Source organism: Winogradskyella aurantiaca, assembly GCF_003362725.1.
Classification (GTDB): domain Bacteria; phylum Bacteroidota; class Bacteroidia; order Flavobacteriales; family Flavobacteriaceae; genus Winogradskyella_A; species Winogradskyella_A aurantiaca.
In genome coordinates this window covers 111,130-129,975 of the sequence record NZ_QKTV01000008.1, presented here as the reverse complement: position 1 = coordinate 129,975, position 18,846 = coordinate 111,130, and the positions used below count along the sequence as shown (strand labels likewise).

At 37.3% G+C, this 18,846-nt stretch carries 16 protein-coding genes and 2 tRNA genes; 7 read left to right on the top strand and 11 right to left on the bottom strand.

Features of this window, described 5'->3' with window-relative positions; genetic code table 11:
- Positions 1 to 7: 7 nt before the first annotated feature.
- A complete protein-coding gene (gene bshB1 / locus DN064_RS12980; protein WP_115463094.1) occupies positions 8 to 730 on the top strand; it encodes a bacillithiol biosynthesis deacetylase BshB1 in 723 nt (240 codons plus the stop codon).
- Here bshB1 and DN064_RS12975 read toward each other — a convergent pair whose 3' ends face one another.
- Positions 731 to 1,495 (bottom strand): T9SS type A sorting domain-containing protein, encoded by a 765-nt coding sequence (locus DN064_RS12975; protein WP_115463093.1) that lies wholly within the window; start codon positions 1,493 to 1,495, stop codon positions 731 to 733.
- Positions 1,496 to 1,740: 245 nt separating this feature from the next.
- Here DN064_RS12975 and DN064_RS12970 point away from each other — a divergent pair.
- Positions 1,741 to 1,816 (top strand) — tRNA-His (locus DN064_RS12970).
- Positions 1,817 to 1,914: 98 nt separating this feature from the next.
- Here the strand turns inward: DN064_RS12970 and DN064_RS12965 are convergent.
- From DN064_RS12965 to DN064_RS12955, 3 genes are all read right to left on the bottom strand, one after another.
- Positions 1,915 to 3,513 carry a M28 family peptidase gene (locus DN064_RS12965; RefSeq protein ID WP_115463092.1) on the bottom strand — a complete coding sequence of 533 codons (1,599 nt, stop codon included), beginning with the start codon at positions 3,511 to 3,513 and terminating at the stop codon, positions 1,915 to 1,917.
- Between the two features lie 96 nt (positions 3,514 to 3,609).
- Entirely contained in the window at positions 3,610 to 4,641 is a 1,032-nt protein-coding gene (locus tag DN064_RS12960; protein ID WP_115463091.1) for a M28 family metallopeptidase, read from the bottom strand.
- Between the two features lie 89 nt (positions 4,642 to 4,730).
- Positions 4,731 to 5,036, bottom strand: coding sequence for a hypothetical protein (locus DN064_RS12955; RefSeq protein ID WP_115463090.1), 306 nt, complete (start codon positions 5,034 to 5,036; stop codon positions 4,731 to 4,733).
- Positions 5,037 to 5,208: 172 nt separating this feature from the next.
- Between DN064_RS12955 and DN064_RS12950 the strand changes: the two genes are divergently transcribed.
- Positions 5,209 to 5,293: transfer RNA gene (locus tag DN064_RS12950), tRNA-Ser, on the top strand.
- Positions 5,294 to 5,468: 175 nt separating this feature from the next.
- Here DN064_RS12950 and DN064_RS12945 read toward each other — a convergent pair.
- From DN064_RS12945 to DN064_RS12935, 3 genes are all read right to left on the bottom strand, one after another.
- On the bottom strand, positions 5,469 to 6,323 hold the full coding sequence (locus DN064_RS12945; RefSeq protein WP_115463089.1) for a T9SS type A sorting domain-containing protein: 855 nt from the start codon (positions 6,321 to 6,323) through the stop codon (positions 5,469 to 5,471).
- 468 nt (positions 6,324 to 6,791) lie between these two features.
- Positions 6,792 to 7,562: a LytR/AlgR family response regulator transcription factor gene (locus tag DN064_RS12940; RefSeq protein WP_115463088.1), complete on the bottom strand. Its 771-nt coding sequence runs from the start codon at positions 7,560 to 7,562 to the stop codon at positions 6,792 to 6,794.
- A gap of 308 nt (positions 7,563 to 7,870) precedes the next feature.
- Positions 7,871 to 8,446, bottom strand: a complete 576-nt coding sequence (locus DN064_RS12935; RefSeq protein WP_115463087.1) for a hypothetical protein — start codon at positions 8,444 to 8,446, stop codon at positions 7,871 to 7,873.
- Positions 8,447 to 8,650: 204 nt separating this feature from the next.
- On the opposite strand from DN064_RS12935, the gene DN064_RS12930 reads away from it, so the two are divergent.
- The 4 genes from DN064_RS12930 to DN064_RS12915 are packed head-to-tail and all read left to right on the top strand — an operon-like array spanning position 8,651 to position 12,571.
- Positions 8,651 to 9,280 (top strand): NAD(P)H-dependent oxidoreductase, encoded by a 630-nt coding sequence (locus DN064_RS12930; RefSeq protein ID WP_115463086.1) that lies wholly within the window; start codon positions 8,651 to 8,653, stop codon positions 9,278 to 9,280.
- Between the two features lie 41 nt (positions 9,281 to 9,321).
- A complete protein-coding gene (locus tag DN064_RS12925) occupies positions 9,322 to 9,759 on the top strand; it encodes a thioredoxin family protein (RefSeq protein WP_115463085.1) in 438 nt (145 codons plus the stop codon).
- A gap of 5 nt (positions 9,760 to 9,764) precedes the next feature.
- Positions 9,765 to 10,961, top strand: a complete 1,197-nt coding sequence (locus DN064_RS12920; RefSeq protein ID WP_115463084.1) for a DegT/DnrJ/EryC1/StrS family aminotransferase — start codon at positions 9,765 to 9,767, stop codon at positions 10,959 to 10,961.
- A 50-nt stretch (positions 10,962 to 11,011) separates the two neighbouring features.
- Positions 11,012 to 12,571, top strand: coding sequence for a family 16 glycosylhydrolase (locus tag DN064_RS12915; protein WP_232827495.1), 1,560 nt, complete (start codon positions 11,012 to 11,014; stop codon positions 12,569 to 12,571).
- On the opposite strand, the gene ribB is transcribed toward DN064_RS12915, so the two are convergent.
- Genes ribB through DN064_RS12895 form a run of 4 tightly spaced genes read right to left on the bottom strand, consistent with a single transcriptional unit; the run spans position 12,568 to position 18,792 of the window.
- Complete coding sequence (gene ribB, locus DN064_RS12910) at positions 12,568 to 13,716, bottom strand: 3,4-dihydroxy-2-butanone-4-phosphate synthase (RefSeq protein WP_115463082.1); 1,149 nt, start codon at positions 13,714 to 13,716, stop codon at positions 12,568 to 12,570. The genes DN064_RS12915 and ribB overlap by 4 nt on opposite strands.
- A gap of 30 nt (positions 13,717 to 13,746) precedes the next feature.
- Entirely contained in the window at positions 13,747 to 15,735 is a 1,989-nt protein-coding gene (locus DN064_RS12905) for an LptF/LptG family permease (RefSeq protein ID WP_115463081.1), read from the bottom strand.
- A gap of 2 nt (positions 15,736 to 15,737) precedes the next feature.
- Complete coding sequence (locus tag DN064_RS12900; RefSeq protein ID WP_115463080.1) at positions 15,738 to 16,379, bottom strand: LolA family protein; 642 nt, start codon at positions 16,377 to 16,379, stop codon at positions 15,738 to 15,740.
- Positions 16,380 to 16,392: 13 nt separating this feature from the next.
- A complete protein-coding gene (locus DN064_RS12895) occupies positions 16,393 to 18,792 on the bottom strand; it encodes an FtsK/SpoIIIE family DNA translocase (protein ID WP_115463079.1) in 2,400 nt (799 codons plus the stop codon).
- Between the last annotated feature and the right edge of the window lie 54 nt (positions 18,793 to 18,846).

Genomic DNA, 18,846 nt, shown 5'->3' with positions numbered 1-18,846 from the left:
TAAATAAATGAAATTAGACATACTAGCCATTGGTGCACATCCAGATGACGTAGAATTGGGCTGCGGAGGCACCCTTGCTAAGGAAGTTGCTAACGGGAAAAAAGTTGGTATTATTGATTTAACGCGAGGTGAACTAGGAACTCGTGGTACGGCTGAAACTAGAGATGCAGAATCTAAAGATGCTGCTCAGATTTTAGGGGTGGCGGTCAGAACCAATATGGAATTTGCTGATGGGTTTTTTATTAATGATAAGACGCATCAATTGGAGCTTATAAAAATGATCCGTTTGTACCAGCCTGAAATTGTTATTTGTAATGCTATTGAAGACAGGCATATAGACCATGCTAAAGGAAGCCAGTTGGTGAGCGATGCTTGTTTTTTAAGTGGCTTACTCAAAATAGATACCAAGCACGAAGATGAAGATGATTGGCAGGAACCATGGCGACCAAAAGCCGTGTATCACTATATTCAATGGAAGGACTTAGAGCCAGATGTGGCGGTGGATATCACGGATTTTATGGATGCTAAAATGAATGCTGTTTTAGCCTATAAGACTCAGTTTTACGATCCTAACAGTGAGGAACCGGAAACGCCGATTTCCAGCAAGAACTTTACAGATAGTGTCAAATATCGAGCAAGGAATTTGGGCCGGTTGGTTGGCTGTGATTTCGCAGAAGGCTTTACAGTAGAGCGTTGTCTGGCTGTAGGTAGTCTTTTAGATTTATTGTGATCACTTAATGAATCTGTAAGTAAGGGTCTTACCCTCGGCATTATTTAGGGTTAAGAAGAAAGTCCCTTTGGGAAGATGACTCACGTCGATTTGATTATTATTAAGGATGCCATTTAGTACGACTCTACCACTGGTATCAAATACCTTGTAGTCTGCCATTGGAAGATTAAGATTTATTTTAAGGTAGTTGCTTACAGGATTTGGATGAACGGAAGCGCTTTCAAAGTCAGGTTGGTTATTTGATAAAAGATCACAATTTAATGCAGCAGAACCTGAATTTTGAGTGATTGTTACATATCCTGGTTGGTTAGAAAAATTTGTAATCATTAGCAGAAAGTAGTCTCCGTTTTGCGTATCAGTTATTGAAACTGATTCAGAACCACCTGGTGTGTAACTACAAACAACAATATTATCAAATGTTAGCTGAGACTCACAAACATTTTCTATCTCTGAAAACGGGCCATAAGCAATAAAATCAATATCAAGGTTGGGGGTTCCACCTGGCTCTGTGCTTTGCGTCATATCAAATAAGATATCTCCCCCTTGAGCTACCTGAAGTACGAACCAAGCAGGATTTAGTTGGATTCCCAAACAGCCATAATTAGGCCCTGCTTCTGCACTAGAGGAATTACTGGTGTTTTGGTAAGTAAAATCATCTTCAAGACATAGTGCTTGAGCATTTGCGCAGGTATCAGAGCTGTTTTGACCAAATAAAAAACTGCATCCAAATACTAAAATTGCGGTTATCCAATAGGTTCTAATCATCTCGCTTCTTTTTAATATTAAGAAATAAAGAAAAAAATAAGATATTAAAAAATTTCTTACAAATGTTTTGTTTTAGTACAGACTAATGCTTTGTCGGGAGTAGGTATGGGGTTTAACATTTAGTTTGTTTGTAACTGAAGTCAGCTTATTATGTTGTTAGAGGCAAAGCCACTGATTTGAAATAAGTCTTTAAAAGACTTTGAAGAATATGGTAAAACATTTACATTTGCAGTCCAATTTTAAATGGTGGTTGTAGCTCAGTTGGTTAGAGCGCCTGATTGTGGTTCAGGAGGTCGTCGGTTCGAGACCGATCTTCCACCCAAAAAGACCAAGCCTTTCAGAAATGAAGGGCTTTTTTTGTGCCATAAAAAAATCCATCTGCAAAACCAGATGGATTTTTAAATTTAATAGTAGCTGTATTACTCAACCGCTTTATCAACAACAATACGATCGTCTCGATTGGCGAGCTCCCATGCCGTATAGAATACTAGGCGTGCACGGTTTTCTAATAGGTCATATTCAATTTTATCAGGAGTATCACTAGGTCTGTGATAATCCGCATGAGTACCGTTAAAATAGAAGATGACAGGAATATTATTTTTAGCGAAGTTATAATGATCAGATCGGTAGTAAAAACGATTAGGGTCGTTCTCATCATTATAGGTATAATCCAATTCAACATTACAATATTTGCTGTTTACCTCCTCAGAAATGGTATGCAATTCAGTACTTAATTTGTCACTTCCAATTAAATAGACATAATTGCGGTCACCCTCTCGTTTGGGATCTACACGCCCAATCATATCAATATTTAAATTGGCAACAGTATTTTCTAGAGGGAATAATGGCTCAATATCAGTATAGTATCTGGATCCTAATAAGCCCTTTTCCTCACCAGTTACGTGTAAAAACAACAACGATCGTTTAGGTCCGTTTCCTGCTAATTGGGCAACTTTAAACGCTTCAGCTATTTCTACCACAGCTACCGTACCGGAACCGTCATCGTCGGCACCGTTATTTACTTGCCCTTCTGCAGATACTCCAATATGATCTAGGTGGGATGACACTACGATTATCTCATCTGGTTTCTCACTTCCTTTAATAAAAGCCACCACATTTTCAGATACAACTTTAGAAGATTTGTTTTCTGCTTTCACACTGATTTCAGTATTTATGACTTTAGAACTATCGTCCGTATCAATATCAGGATGAAGTGCTTTTGCTAATTTAGAATTGGTCATTAACATTAACATTGAATCATCTGAATCATTAAGCGATAAACGTCCAGCAGCTCCAGACTCGTATTGACCTCTAAAGTAGGCTGAATATCTAGGAAACAGATTGTCGTCCGTATAGATGAAAATAGCAGCCCCATTGTCTAATGCAGCATTGCGTTTACTGGAGATAGCCTGCCTTCCAGAAGTCCATTTAGATGGATCGGTGGTTCCTGTCGTTACATAGTTTCCATTGGCATCTACTGGTTCCCCTGGCTTAGCCAAAACTATTTTTCCTTTAACATCTACACCTTTATAGTTGGAATAATTTTCAGCATCTATACCATAGCCTACGTAAACCACTTCATTAGCATTAATATCCACACTCTCGTTAATAAGTGCTACTATATGATCATCAAAGGCCTCATAGGATTGTCCATTAATAGTCACCATGGCAACAGAAGTCTTTTGCTCGGCTAAAGGAACTTCCTGAAAGTAGTTATCCCCCTTTAAAGGTGATTCCATATCCATGGCAATGTATTGCTGTTTCAAATACTCGATGGCTTTTTTCTGTCCTGGTTTTCCAGTTTCTCTACCCTCAAATTCATCAGAGGCATAGGTATACAGCAGTTCCTTTAACTCGTTGGATGTAATAGTGGCGGCATAAGTTTGTGGTGAGCTAGCTACTGCATCGCTAACAATTGTAGTTTTGGTTGTGGTTTCTGTTTGGGAAGTGGTTGTTTTTCCTGAACCACAAGCAGTGATTATGGCCAAGGTACTGGCCAGTAAAAAAAATCGTTTCATTTATGTAATGTTAGTGTTAGTAATGCCCTTACGAGCAAGGATTCCAAAAATAAGAGACTTTAGGGGGACTTGAAATGCCTTTAAACAAATTTAACATTAAAGTACCTCTTTGGTTACTGGCTGTTCAGCATTGACCAAATACCAAGCTGTGGCAAAAATGAGATCAGTACGTTTTTTAAGAAGGGGATAATTAACCTTTTCAGGAGTATCTGTTGGCTTCGTGTAATCTTCATGTTCGCCGTTAAAAAAGAATATAACAGGCACACCCTTATCTGCAAAATTGTAGTGATCCGATCTAAAGAAATAGCTGTTAGGATCTTTAGGGTCGTTAAAAGTGTAATCTAATTCCAAATTGGTAAACGTTTCATTAGCTTCCTGAGCTATAAAGTCCAGCTCAGTACTAAGGCGGTCAGATCCAATGAGGTATATATAGTTTTCGTTTTCCTGGTGCTTTGGGTCCACACGTCCTATCATATCTGTATTTAGAACTGTTGTAGTTTGTTCTATTGGAAAAATGGGATTTTCCGAGTAATATTTAGAACCATATAGACCAATTTCTTCTGCTGTGACATGTAAAAATACTAGTGAGCGCTTAGGTCCATGACCATTGTTTTCAGCCATTTTAAAAGCTTCAGCTATTTCCATAAGCGCTGCTGTACCTGAGCCATTGTCATCCGCACCTGGATAAATTAACCCTTCAACAACACCTTCATGATCTGAATGCCCTGTAATATACACATACTCATTAGGATACTCTGACCCTTCAATAAATGCAATAACATTCAACGATGAATTGACTCCTGGAGGAAGTGCTTCCTTTGGTACAATCTGTTTATAATCGGGATATCCTTTTGGAGACTGGTATTCTAGAGTTTTGTAGTAGTTAATTAAATAATTACATAAACTGTCGTGTCCGGGTTGACCAGTCATTCTACCCATATACTTATCGGAAGCCACCTGATATACAAATTCCTTTAGCTCTTCCTGGCTTATAGTAGCCATATACTGGGATACTAGCTCTCTATCAGAAAATTGAATACTGTTCCTAAGTTTTTCTACCTTTTCACTATGCCGTAACGTTGCACAGGAACCTACAAGAAATAAAAACGAAGCAAAAAAAGATTTCAAGGCTTAAGATTTGGGCAATAAAAGTACAATATTTTCATTTTTCAATGGTGCATCGTAAACATCTTGTTATTGGAATTTTTTTTAGATGCTTATTTGGTTTTTGTAGAATCTAATTCTGGAAAATCAAAATTAGGTAATTCTTGCGGTGGAATTGGTTTTTGAGTGCCAACAAAATGTTGATATACAGACATAATTATGGTCATAAAAATCAATAAACTAATGTATTGTACTGGTTTTGTATCTGCCCCCGCTTTCTTGGTCGAATAAAAGTACACACCCCCGATAATAACAGCTAAAATTGCGGGTATCAATGATAAACTATAGAACTTTGTAGTGCTCATTATAATTGCTACCAGCGCAAATATGAGGCCAGTTATCTTAAGTATTTCCTTCATACAGGGTTGTCTTGTTGAAGCTCAAAATTAAGAATCTTTTGGATTAAGTTCTATTTGAAGAGGGATTGATGATTCTAAAATTTGGATTGGCAAGAACAGTTGTTTCAAAATTAAAAAACGACATAAATGTTTTGGAAGCAACAAAAAGGGTTTTATATTTGCACCCGCTTAAGGAGGAATGGCAGAGTGGTCGAATGCGGCAGTCTTGAAAACTGTTGAGGGTCACACCTCCGGGGGTTCGAATCCCTCTTCCTCCGCAAAAAAACCCGCAACATTTGTTGCGGGTTTTTTGTTGGATATAGAGATAATGTTGTATTACGAATTAAGTCTAGTAAAATCAATAATAAAAACCCCATTAACAAAATTAGTTAAGGGGTTTTTAAGGGATTAAAAATAAGAACGTAGCTTAATTGTAGTTAACAATTAATTTTTTTAATTCAGTAATAGTTTTGTTGTTTTTTCTTGGTGTCCATTAGATAGTTTTACTAAGTAAAGTCCAGAGTCCAAATTATTTGTTTCTAAACTTAGACCATTGTCTTGAGGATTAATATCGAACGTTTTAATCAATTGACCTTGTATATTATACAATCTAACCGCAGTTTCAAAGTCGAACGAGCCAGATATTTCAATTGTTTCTTGAATTGAGTTCGAGTAGATTTTGATCTCATTAAAATTGGCTTCCTGTGTTGATAAAGAGGTGCTTTCTACTTGCTGGAATCTTACAAAAAAGCGTCCAGGTCCGTTCAAGCTTTCCTGAGGCGTTAAAGTATAATTTTCTTCGGTTAGATCAGTTCTTACATCTGCTACCGTATCATCTATAAATGCTTTAATACCTTCTGGCATGTCCATTTGTGCTATACTAAAGGTGAGTTCTTGATTGGCAGGGGCATTAACACCTATAGATATGGTAATATCTTCGCAATCAGTATCGCTTAAGGACTGAATGGCCAAAGGAACCGTTTGGTCACCTTCTACCAAATATGAATAAATGGAAAACGCAGGTGGGTTTCCCATTGGGTACATAGCATCATAACCAGGATCCAACGACGTGCTGGCCCCTTGAGTAAAATAGAAGTCGGTACCTTCTTGATTTATACCATTATTTATAAGCAAGCGTGTATTATAAAGAACGGGTTGAAAAGAATTAGTTTTTGCCAGTTCAGCATCAGTTTGTGTAATGGAGTTTTCGCTACTCCATGTGAATGCTAGTGAGCTTGATTTTTGATCTTTGTTGGCTATCCCAAAATACAGAATAGATAAGATCATGAGGTGTAATTGAAGTTTCATGATTTGAGGTGATTTGAGGTTTGTCTTTCATAAGACGTTAATTAATTTAATACCAACTTAGTACAACTTTAGCAATTAATGAAGTACAATGTAATAAACGGTCGATTAAACGTATGGACGGTATTTTTATAGGTTAAAATGTTAAATTTTATCGATTAAACATTCTATTAAGTAGGAAATATTTTATAAAATAATATCAAGGCAAAGATATCTTCACTTGTAAAACTTTAAGAATCAATTCGATAACTTACATGTATTTTATTGATGAGTAGTAATGTTGTATAGATGACCTGAATTATTTAACTCGCTGGATTATTTATAGCAGATTCTTATTATGTATGATAACCTAATAAAATGCAATCTTTGATGAGATGTAATTAGAAAGTATTCCTAGTCTTATGTAATATTTCCATTTAAATATAGCTTCTACTTACTATTAATCAGATCTGACATGAAAAATTTTCGGCTCTATTTCAATTTTAAATGGGACTCCAAATCTGATATTCGACGTTTTGCAATGGGTAAAGCTTTACCATTTTGTAAAATACAATAATTACCATCGGCACGGTAAATATTATCCACATGAAGTAGATTGATTATATAACTGTTATGTATCCTAAAGAACGATGGGTTATCGAGAAGTTTTTCGTATTCCCCTAAGTTTTTTACAGAGGTTAAGACTTTATTATCCAAAGTCAAATGGAAATGGGTATATCTACCATCGGACTCCAGGTAAATGATGTTCTCTAATTTTATGAGCTCGATTTTTTTACGGTTTGGAATGGCTACAAAGTTTAATACTTTACTACTCGAAGAAATTGATGCTGAACCATTTTTGTTGTTGTCAATTTTGGACAATTCTTTTTCAAGTTCTTTGCAAGCCTCTTTAACTCGTTCTTCAATCTCATCAAATGAGTCGGGTTTAATTATATAATCCAATGGTTTATATCGTATGGCTTTTAAAGCACTTTGGTCATTTTCTGAAAGAAATACAACTTCAGGTAAACTTGAGGTTGCCTTTTTGGCAAGGTCCAATAACTTGAAACCTGAACCGTCTTTTAAATCAGTGCCCAAAAACACCAAATCTAATTTTTGGTTCTTAATTATTTCAAGACCATCTTTTGTATTCTCGGCAATTCCAAGAATTTCTGCACCAGAACAAAATTTTCTAAGTGCAGATCTGAAGTAGTCGATGAAAAGTGGATCGGCATCAACTATTGCCGTTTTTACGTTTATCATAGCACAAATTATTGTATCTCGCTAGTAGCAACCTTTGACTAGTTAGATAATTTTTATTTTTTGCGCTATTAATTAAATCCCCTTGTAGGGATCTTGAAATTTAAACATTTAGAAATCAATTATTTACATTAAGTCGTTAAAATTTACAATTTTAATTAATTCTAAATTAAGATTAAGGGTTTGAGCTGGTCATAATTTTGACTAATGTATCACGGCTGTTTTACTCTATTCATAGAATAATTGAATGACCCAGGAGTTTAAAATCAAATAGTATGTAGAAGGGTTAATTTTTTATTGGCTTCCTCTGTTCAGTCAACCTCATAATAAGTTTTCTCTGACTGGTCCTCAAAGACTGCATATACCTTTAACCAGTTTTCATAGCCTGTTTTTGTGAATTTATCAGTTTCAAACTTTAGGATGAGTTCGTCCATTCGCTTTTTGGTTAGTGCCTTTATTTCGCCAGTATAACCACTAAAGCCGCTAACAATTCCATACTCTGCCCTATAACATCTAATATTAGGATTTAAAGACATATCGTAGGGGATGTGCTTTACTCTAAACATTTTAAAGGGATAGATGTGTGGCTTAAAATGTACTTCTACCGTATAGGCTCCAATTCTGTATTGGTGCAGAGGGATTTTATAAGTATTGGTGCTATTTGCGGTTAGTGGCGAGGTTCTAATACTGCGGTCCCAACTGACACGCTGAATGATGCTTACTTTACTTATATCTCCAGAATCTGCTTTAATAATTAAGGTATCCTGTGTAGAATTAAGAGCTACTGTAACATCTTCCTCAGCCAATTTAGTATTGGGGATTATCGATGTCACCTGAGCTTGCAATGCTAAAGAAAACAGCATTAGGATTTGGACTAATGTTCTCATTATTTTGGTCACCTGTTGGGTGTAATTTACTAAAAACCAGTAATATTCAAATATTTTTGTAGTATTTATTTGTCAAATTTGGGTATTAAAATGAAGCTAATAGCCAACTAAATCAGTCTCCATCTTGGTGTCAAGGGTTGCAATTTGAATCGATAGTTATCCTATAAATCAATCTGTTAATCCTTATTTTTGCAAAAAAAAGCTATGTCCGTTTTACAACAATTAAAATGGCGCTATGCCACCAAGTCTTTTGATAAAGACCGTCTTCTATCAGATAACCAGATTCAAACTCTTAAAGAAGCCTTTAATCTAACCGCTACGTCTTATGGTTTACAAACTTTAAAGTTAGTGGTAGTAACGGATAAATCTCTTAGGCAGGAGTTGGTAAAGCACGCCTATAATCAAGCCCAGGTGGTAGATGCCAGTCATTTATTGGTAATATGTGTTCAGAATCAAATTGATGCCTCGGATGTGGAGTCCCATTTTGCCAATTTGCAACGTATCAGACAGACCCCGGATGAGGTGATTTCTCCATTTAAATCACATTTGACTGAGACTATTTCTCAAATGCCTGAAGACAAGAAATTATCATGGGCGATCAACCAAGCTTATATTGCTCTCGGTAATCTTATGACGGTCTGTGCTATGGAAGAAATCGATTCTTGTCCAATGGAAGGGTTTATAACTGAAGCCTTTGATGATGAACTAGGATTACATGAAATAGGTCTAAAATCTGTTTTATTGTTACCCGTGGGTTTCCGTTCTGAAACCGATTTTTTCTCTGATCTGAAGAAAGTTAGAAAAGACCTATCTCAGACGGTGATTGAGATGTAATTGTTATGATTATTGAGTTATCTTTGGGGATATTCTAGAATATGAAAAAACTACTGATTGTTATTTTAATATGGATTGGGTTTGGACTTCATGATACTGAAGCTCAAGTGTTTGAAACAGATTATATTCAGGCCTTGGATAAATCAACGAAGGAGCAGAAACCAATGTTAATACTCTTTATTGACGCAGACATTGAGGCATCTCAAAATCGAAGATTGAAAGATAATTTTCTTAACAATCCTGATCTTAAATCCTTATCAGACGATTATGTTCTTCTTGAGATTAACTGTGATTCTGGTAATAATTCCTCAGATGTCGCCATGATGTATTGCAATCGATTGATACGGGTCTACAATGAGGATCGTCAATTCCCAGCAGTAATAGCTACAGATAAGCATAAAGAAGTTAAGGGAGGTCTTCAAACGGATTTTTCTAAAACTAAAATGTCTACATATTTTAATTTTCTTCAAACGCAATAATACTTATGCCCGGATTTGAAATGTTTGGCGATGCCGAACGGAAAGAGGTTAATGATGTGTTGGATAATGGTGTGCTAATGCGTTATGGATTTGATCCCATGCGCAATGGTCATTGGAAGGCCAAATCGCTCGAAAAGGAGCTAAGCAGAGTTCTTAAAGTGGAACATGCGCAATTGGTTTCAAGTGGTACGGCAGCCGTATCTGTTGCACTAGCCTCGGCTGGCGTGGGTTATGGTGATGAGGTAATTATGCCTACGTTTACATTTGTGGCTAGTTTTGAAGCTATACTAATGCTCGGTGCTACGCCGGTTCTTGTGGATATTGATGATACCCTGACCTTGGATCCAAAAGCTGTGGAAAATGCTATAACGGAACGGACCAAGGCTGTTATGGTTGTTCAAATGTGTGGTAGTATGGGGCATATGGATGCATTAAGGTCCGTTTGTGAGCAACACGATCTCGTTTTTGTTGAGGATGCTTGTCAAGCTATAGGGGGCTCATATAAAGGGAAACCATTAGGCAGTATCGCTGACTTGGGATGCTTTTCATTCGATTTTGTTAAAACCATGACTTGTGGTGAGGGTGGGGCAGTGGTGACCAATAATCAGGACTACTACATTAAATCAGATCATTATTCAGACCATGGACATGATCATGTGGGCGATAACCGTGGTTTGGAAACCCATCCATTTCTAGGCTATAATTTTAGAATTTCAGAATTACATGCAGCTGTAGGATTGGCTCAGGTGAGACGACTTAAGGAATTTGTGGCACGTCAGCAATCCTATCATCAGATTATCGAGGAAGCCATTTCGGGGATTCCAGGTGTTACGATGCGAAAAGTTCCTGAAGGTGGGGAATTGAGTGGCGCGTTTATTAATTTCTTTTTACCCGACCTTGAGTCGGCAAGAGCAGTAGCAAAAGCCTTTTCTGAACAAGGAATCGATGCATGTTTTCACTATTTTGATAACAACTGGCACTATGTTAGGAAGTGGGACCACTTAAAACAGTCCCTTTCTTTAAACAGATTGGCACCAGAGGTTCAAAAAGCCTTATCTACTCTGGCTACTAATGATTACAGTCAGTCAGACCATTTCATTGCCAGAAACCTGTCTTGTCTTATTAAATTATCTTGGACTGAAGCGGAAGTTCAGGCCAGAGCTGCAAAAATGGCAAGCATTGTACAGGCGGTGTTAAGGTAAAATGTTTTGACCCAGGGTCTCGCTCCACTATCTTTATCAAAAAATAAATGATGAAGAAGAATATTCTAGTACTAGTTGTTTCTCTAACACTATCACATTTTGTATCAGGGCAAAGTATGCCAGTTGATTTTACCGATAATGCAGATGTATTTACTGCTTTTGATGGTAGTGGCTTTTCTGCGAATACTGATCCTGAGGACGGAAGCAATCAAGTGGGGCAGTTCTTCAATGATGGGGCTGTGGCTTGGCAGGGTTTCTATTTAGATTTGAACCAACCAGTGAATTTCGACAGTGATAAAATTATTACACTGTCCTTTTACCAGTTTGATCCCAATGCCCATAATATTGTGGTGAAGTTTGAGAATGGTGATAATGATGATGTAGAAGTTGTGGTCAACACTTCTGGGGCCGGGTGGAAGAATGATTTAGAGTTCGATTTTTCCAATGCCACCCTCAGTGGCACAGTCAATACCACTAATGCGACTGGAAACTATTCAAGATTAGTCATCTTTGTAGATGGCGGTTTGACGGTGCCTGGAACCTATCTAATTGATGATATAAACGACGGATCCGAACCTACGGACCCTAACGAAATAGATGTGGTTTATGATCTTCTGGTTTGGGCAGATGAGTTTGATGGGCCTAATGGATCCATAGATTCCAACAATTGGTTTCACCAGACGCAATTACCAGCGGGTGGAAGCTGGTTTAATGGTGAAGTACAGCATTATACCAATAGAGAGCAAAATTCGTCGGTAGAGGATGGTTTTCTTAATATTACAGCCATTAAAGAGAATTTTACCGATCAAGGTGAGACGAAAGAATATACTTCGGCACGATTAAATTCAAAATTTGCCTTCACCTATGGTCGTGTAGACGTTAGAGCTAAACTACCCTTTGGTAATGGAACATGGCCCGCCATCTGGACCCTAGGGAAGAATATTAATGAGGCAGGCGCCTATTGGGAAACTCAGGGCTTTGGAGAAGTTGGATGGCCAGCTTGCGGAGAAATTGATATTATGGAACATGGGTTGCATGGGGTAAATGAAGTGAGTGTGGCACTTCATACTCCTTCTAGTTCGGGTAATACCGTTAATACTGCAGTTATGCCATTACCGGATGTTGCTAACGAGTTTCACGTGTACTCAATGAACTGGTCACCAAATCAAATTACATTTCTCATAGACGGTGTTGGTTTTTATACTTATAATCCAGCAATTAAAGACGATGCCACCTGGCCATTCGATAAAGACCAGTATCTCATCTTAAATATTGCAATGGGTGGATTTGCCGGAACCATTGATCCTTCGTTTAGTCAAAGCAGTATGGTTATAGACTATGTAAGGGTTTATCAAAATGCTGAGTTAAGTACGGAGGAGTATCAGAGACCGGAATTAAGAGTTTTTCCTAATCCAGTAAATGATATTCTAACGATTAACACTAGCTATCAAATTGACAAAGTTGAAGTACATAATACACTTGGACAATTAGTACATTCTAAGCGTCCTTCTGCAAATGAAGTTCAAGTTTCGGAGTTGGCCAAAGGCGTGTACCTTTTATCTGTTTACTCTAATGGCAATAGAGATACCCTAAGATTTGTTAAGAACTAATAACCGACGTATTCGGTGATTTCCAAACCATAACCAATAATTCCAACACGTTTGGTTTGTTCACTGTTGGACACTAAACGAATCTTACTAATACCGAGATCGTGCAGAATCTGTGCACCAATTCCAAAGTCCTTAGAGTCCATAGTAATCCTTGGTGCTTTAACGATTTTACCTTGTTTTTGATTGGCCTTTAAAACACTTAAGCGATTTAAGAGATTAATTGCTTTTGGTTGCTGATTTATAAACAAAATGGCCCCTTTTCCTTCTTTATTAATGGTGTTGAACATACCATCTAATTTCTGATCAGCATTATTGGTAAGTGTGCCAAGAATATCATTATTAACCAAAGTTGAATTAACTCTTGTTAGTACTGGTTCATCAGCAGACCAACTGCCTTTGGTTAAGGCTAAATGCATTTGACTATTGGTTGTTTGTTGATACGCTCTTAGCCTGAACTGACCAAAACGGGTCTCGATGTCAAAGTCTTCCTTTTTCTCAATTAAGGAATCGTGCTCCATCCTGTAAGCAACTAGATCCTCAATTGAAACAATTTTGAGATCAAAACGTTTAGCCACCTCTATTAGTTGTGGTATCCTTGCCATGGTTCCATCTTCATTCATGATTTCAACGATGACTCCAGCAGGTTTAAATCCTGCCAAACGTGCAAAATCAATAGCGGCTTCAGTATGTCCGGTGCGCCTTAAAACACCACCTTCTTTAGCAATTAAAGGGAAAATGTGTCCGGGTCTTGCCAAATCAAAAGTACGTGTCTCAGGATTCATTAAGGCTTGAACCGTCTTGGCTCGATCACTGGCTGATATTCCTGTGGTCACACCATTACCTTTGAGATCAACCGAAACGGTAAATGCGGTTTCCATAGGATCAGTATTGTTGCTTACCATCATATGAAGGTCCAGTTCCTTACAACGCTGTTCTGTTAATGGAGCACAAATAAGGCCTCTTCCATGCGTGGCCATAAAGTTGATCATCTCTGGTGTCACGGTCTCTGCCGCCGCCAGAAAATCTCCTTCATTTTCACGATTTTCATCATCTACCACAATAATGACCTTCCCTTGTTTAATATCTTCAATTGCTTCTTGAATGGTGTTCAGCATAATCTGTGGATCTTTCACTTCTGTTGGCATGGTGTTTTCTTTAATCGTGCAAAGATACGGCTAATTTATAGTATCAAGGCAGGCATAATGGTAGTCACTGCGCATTTTTCTATTGAGAAATAAGTACTTAAGTGGATAGATAGGTAAAGCTAGGAGAATTAAGATTGGCTTAAGACGTTTTTGCTTCATTCCAAGAATGCTATAAAACCTCCTGTAAACTATAGTAGATACAACGCTATAAATAATAAAGAATACTAAAGCCACAGCAGCTAGATTCTTTGCAGAAATAGCCACTTCCATGAGCTTATTATTTTTAAGAATAAAAAATAAACCTATGAGTATGCCCCCGATTAGATAGCTAATAAATGTGGTTTTTGAATAGTCTTTATAATCTTTAAGTAATTTTTTTGCTTTTTTCAGTTGATCTGGGATTTGCAGACCTTTCTCTTCAAGTACTTCCAGACTAACAAACCGATCTGACAGGTGTTGTAATGCAATTTGTTTAGGGCGTTTATCCAAATCAAATTCATTCTGCTCCTTAACAATATCTATCAATTGGTCATCGCTGTATTTAGCATAATAACTATAGGATTGGGTGTTCTGCAGACCCTCCAGATCCGATTTAGATTTGAACTTAAAAAATTTCTTAAGAGGAACCGTGATAAAATCAAGCTCAAATAAACCACGATCTTTAGTGGCTCTAGATGTCAAATAAATACTCAATGGCAACATAATTAGCGTAGATAACCAAGCGCCTATTACAGGATTAATGGTGCCGTTGCGCGCACTATTTTTTGCGAATACTCCGATAAAATGATAAGATAAAAACAACAAAATGGCAATAACCAGAGGAAGACCTATACCTCCTTTACGAATTAAAGCACCTAAAGGCGCCCCAACAAAAAACAAAATAATACAGGCAAGACCCAATACATATTTCTCGTGAAGTGCGATGATATGTCTGTTTAAAATGACTTTTTTTATTTCATATTGAGTTTCGCTTGATTGAATAATACTTAAGGTACTGCTTGTCATACTTGATGCTAAATTGAGCACCTGAATTTTTGTAGGAGTCGATAGCAATTCAAGAATGGATTCACCGTCAAAAACTGAGTCTTTCGCTGGATTGATATCAATCCTTAGGGCGTCAAATGTTGTTCTGTTATAAAGTGTCTTAGCGTGGTCTTTAAAGGCGGTATCACGTTCCTTATTTTTTTGTGCTATTGAGCGTCTTAAACCACTTATAGGAAGCATATTAAAACGATCAGTGATGTCCTTGTCATCAAGATCTTGCTGGTTGATTTCTGCGAGATCTACATTAAGAATATAGCGATCAAATGTACTTTGAGCATGAGGTTTCTTACTAATGTAATCGCGCATGTTTTTACTTACCAATTCATCGTAATAATTACCATCTAGGAGTTCTAAAGACAAAATGTTAGAGTCTTCACTACTTATTAACTCTCCTTCATTAGCTCTTATTACAGTGTAATTCCCTCTTTTAGCTGACTTTTTTTGGTGAATTGTTACATTTTTCAAGTATTGACCGCGATCGCCACTTTTTTCCTCGACATGTATATTAATCCCACCAATCTCGTTAAATTGACCTTCAGCAATGGCCATGGCAGGTTTTAATTTAGCGATGTTATTCCTTAAATTATAGGATTCATATTCAGCCCAGGGAATAACGTTGTTAGCAAAGAAGAATGCAACTATAGCCAGACCAAAAATAAAAATGCTTAAACTACGCATGGCACGTTGCAGTGATATGCCATTGGCCTTCATGGCTGCAAACTCATAATTCTCAGCAAAATTACCAAAGACCATTATAGAGGCGAGCAAAATTGTCAAGGGTAATACTAAGGTGACCAGATTTGGGGTGAAATAAAGAAGGAACTTTCCAATTACAAAGATGTCCAGATCTTTCCCTGCCAGTTCTGTTATGTATAACCAAATGGTCTGTAATACAAAAATGAACATCAATATGGTAAAGACGCTCAAAAAAGTTCTTAAGAAGGTGGTAAGTATGTAGCGATCTAAAATCTTCAACCTTAGTCTATTTTATTGATGAAATACTCAGGGTATTTACTTTCATCAAATGTAAATAAGGTATCTGATAGTGGTTGATTGGTTTGAAAAGAATTAACAGTTAAGGTGGTTCGAGTGCCGTTTTTCCCAATTTCTATAAGGTTATAGATATGTTTTGTAGTGGCATCAATACCTAAGAGTACTTGTTCAACTTCCGAATTGGTATCCATTGGATTTAGTTTTACATATTGGATCTTACGTCCTTTAATACTCTGAACTATATCCATTTTATAAGTAAATCCTTCCTCATAAAAACTGAGCATTTTACTAGGGGTTATGGTGCCCTCTTCTTCAGTGTTATCAGAAGATATAGTGACTTCTTCATCTTCTGGGCTAATAGTATACAGCGTTTTTCCATCATACATTCGGGTAATACCCAGAACATTGAGAACATAATTCTCTCCGGCTATGGTGACGTCGCCTTTGGTAGTTTGCTTGATGTTTTCTGCTGAATTTTCCAGTTCGTACTTGAAGTCAATGATAATATTGTTGTATTGTTTAACCTTGGTACTTACATCCTCAAGAAGTGCTTTTGCTTCGGTATCATTTTGGGCGAAAGTCAAACATCCAACCATCAAAATTAAAACGCCTAAAATCCTTTTCATTTTGTTTCTTTTACTATTGTTTTTCGTTTTCTAAAAGTTGATCTAGGGCAACAAAATCTGGAATAAGGACCTTACGGGCTTTTGAGCCCTCAAACGGACCAACAATGCCAGCAGCTTCCAATTGATCAATTAACCTTCCAGCTCTGTTGTAACCTAGTTTCAGTTTTCTTTGCAATAACGATGCCGAACCTTGTTGTGCGGTAACAATAATTTCAGCAGCTTCGCGGAACAACTTGTCCCGGTCTGAAATATCGATATCTAAACTACTTTCTCCATCTTCTCCTATGTATTCAGGAAGAAGATAAGCATCGGGATAGGCCTTTTGAGACCCAATAAAATCAGTGATGCGTTCAACTTCAGGAGTGTCTACAAAAGCACACTGAATTCGAATCATATCATTACCCTGCGTGTATAGCATATCTCCACGCCCTATTAATTGGTCTGCACCAGAACCGTCTAAAATTGTCCGTGAATCAATCTTTGAGGTCACCCTGAAGGCGATTCTAGCAGGGAAGTTTGCTTTAATTATTCCTGTAATCACGTTAACAGACGGTCTTTGGGTGGCAATGATAAGGTGAATTCCAATGGCTCGTGCCAATTGGGCTAATCGAGCAATAGGGGTTTCAACTTCTTTACCAGCAGTCATTATAAGATCTGCAAACTCATCGACTACCAAAACAATATAAGGAAGAAAGCGGTGCCCATCATTAGGATTCAATTTTCTTGCTTTAAACTTCTCATTGTATTCTGCAATATTTCTACAGAAGGCATTTTTAAGTAGTTCATAGCGATTGTCCATTTCAATACACAGCGAATTCAAGGTGTTGATGACCTTTGTATTGTCTGTTATTATGGCATCCTCACTATCCGGTAGTTTAGCTAAATAATGCCTTTCAATTTTATTGTAAAGGGTTAATTCCACCTTTTTTGGATCTACCAGTACAAATTTGACTTCAGCCGGATGTTTTTTATACAGCAATGACGTTAAGACAGCATTTAACCCTACCGATTTTCCTTGACCCGTGGCCCCTGCCATAAGCAAGTGAGGCATTTTCGCCAGATCCACCACCATGGTTTCGTTACTAATAGTTTTACCCAAAGCCACTGGTAAGGCCATTTTTGAGGTTTGAAACTTTTTAGAGGCAATGGTAGAATGCATAGACACTACCGTTGCATTTTTATTAGGTACTTCTATTCCAATAGTACCTTTTCCTGGAATAGGGGCGATTATTCTAATACCCAGTGCAGCAAGTGATAGTGCGATATCGTCCTCTAAATTTTTGATCTTTGATATTCTTATTCCAGCATCAGGGACAATTTCATATAAGGTCACCGTGGGTCCAATTGTTGCCTTAATACTGGCGATCCCAATTTTGTAATTATTGAGCGTTTCTACAATACGATTTTTGTTCTCTTCAAGTTCCTCCTGATTGATTGCAATACTCTCATTGTTGTATTTTTTCAATAAATCTAGTGGTGGAAATTGAAATTTACCCAACTCTAATGTGGGATCAAATTGCCCGAAATCCTCTACTAGCTGTTTGGATTTTTTATTAATCTCAGATTCTTCTACTGTTTCTTCAACCTTTAACTCAATTTCAGGTTCCGGTTCGGGTTCTATTACTTCGAGATCTTTTTTTGGAATCTCCTTAACCTTAGTTTTAGTCTCTAAGGTGGAATGATTGCTAATTGTGGGTTCTGGTTTTTCAAGCGGAATTTCAAATGCAGACTTGATAGCGTCGGCTTCTTCTGAAAGTGAATTATCTACAAGCGCCACGTCAGATTCCAATGCAACCGACTCTTCTTTTATTTCTAAATCTTTTTTAGCACGTTTGAACCAACCCACCATTTGTTCACCGGTGACTTTAAACCTAATCGCTGCGTATGTAATCAAGCCAAATATCAACACCAGGATGGTGCCAATTTTGCCAATGTAGTCTTGTAATAAGTGGTTTATTTCAAAACCAATAACTCCACCCAGATAATCATAGGTATGGGTAAAAAACCCAAAAAATAATGAACACCAAATCACCACTAAAAACCCCCAGATCCAATGCTTAAGTAACTTGGCTTTATTAAGGTTAAGCGCTACGTAGACCCCAGACAGAAATAAAAGACCAGAAAATATAAATGAGGAGATACCAAAACCACGCATAATAAATAAGTCGCTAAGTTGTGCACCCACCAATCGCGCCCAATTTTGGGCTTCTTCATCTCGATTAGGAAATTCAGATAGTAAACTCTGGTCTGCCTTTCCTGTAAATAGGAACGACAAGAACGAAACAAATAGCAAGACACTAAGAATTATCAGCAAACTTCCAAATACAAGTTTTTGCTGATTAGAAAGTTTTAATGAAAAGGATTTTTTGGAGGCTTTTTTCCTGGGTTTTGCCTTGGTTGTTTTTTTAGCCATCAAGCAGCATTAGGTTAAAACAAAAATACAAATAAGTAACGTTTATCCTAATGG

Excerpts from the sequence above, each read along its gene's own strand:
- DN064_RS12955 (WP_115463090.1), bottom strand. The coding sequence starts at position 5,036 with ATGAAGGAAATACTTAAGATAACTGGCCTCATATTTGCGCTGGTAGCA.
- DN064_RS12895 (WP_115463079.1), bottom strand. The coding sequence starts at position 18,792 with ATGGCTAAAAAAACAACCAAGGCAAAACCCAGGAAAAAAGCCTCCAAA.
- DN064_RS12930 (WP_115463086.1), top strand. The coding sequence starts at position 8,651 with ATGTCCGTTTTACAACAATTAAAATGGCGCTATGCCACCAAGTCTTTT.
- DN064_RS12975 (WP_115463093.1), bottom strand. The coding sequence starts at position 1,495 with ATGATTAGAACCTATTGGATAACCGCAATTTTAGTATTTGGATGCAGT.
- DN064_RS12925 (WP_115463085.1), top strand. The coding sequence starts at position 9,322 with ATGAAAAAACTACTGATTGTTATTTTAATATGGATTGGGTTTGGACTT.
- bshB1 (WP_115463094.1), top strand. The coding sequence starts at position 8 with ATGAAATTAGACATACTAGCCATTGGTGCACATCCAGATGACGTAGAA.
- DN064_RS12920 (WP_115463084.1), top strand. The coding sequence starts at position 9,765 with ATGCCCGGATTTGAAATGTTTGGCGATGCCGAACGGAAAGAGGTTAAT.
- DN064_RS12900 (WP_115463080.1), bottom strand. The coding sequence starts at position 16,379 with ATGAAAAGGATTTTAGGCGTTTTAATTTTGATGGTTGGATGTTTGACT.
- ribB (WP_115463082.1), bottom strand. The coding sequence starts at position 13,716 with ATGCCAACAGAAGTGAAAGATCCACAGATTATGCTGAACACCATTCAA.
- DN064_RS12965 (WP_115463092.1), bottom strand. The coding sequence starts at position 3,513 with ATGAAACGATTTTTTTTACTGGCCAGTACCTTGGCCATAATCACTGCT.
- DN064_RS12940 (WP_115463088.1), bottom strand. The coding sequence starts at position 7,562 with ATGATAAACGTAAAAACGGCAATAGTTGATGCCGATCCACTTTTCATC.
- DN064_RS12915 (WP_232827495.1), top strand. The coding sequence starts at position 11,012 with ATGAAGAAGAATATTCTAGTACTAGTTGTTTCTCTAACACTATCACAT.
- DN064_RS12935 (WP_115463087.1), bottom strand. The coding sequence starts at position 8,446 with ATGAGAACATTAGTCCAAATCCTAATGCTGTTTTCTTTAGCATTGCAA.
- DN064_RS12945 (WP_115463089.1), bottom strand. The coding sequence starts at position 6,323 with ATGAAACTTCAATTACACCTCATGATCTTATCTATTCTGTATTTTGGG.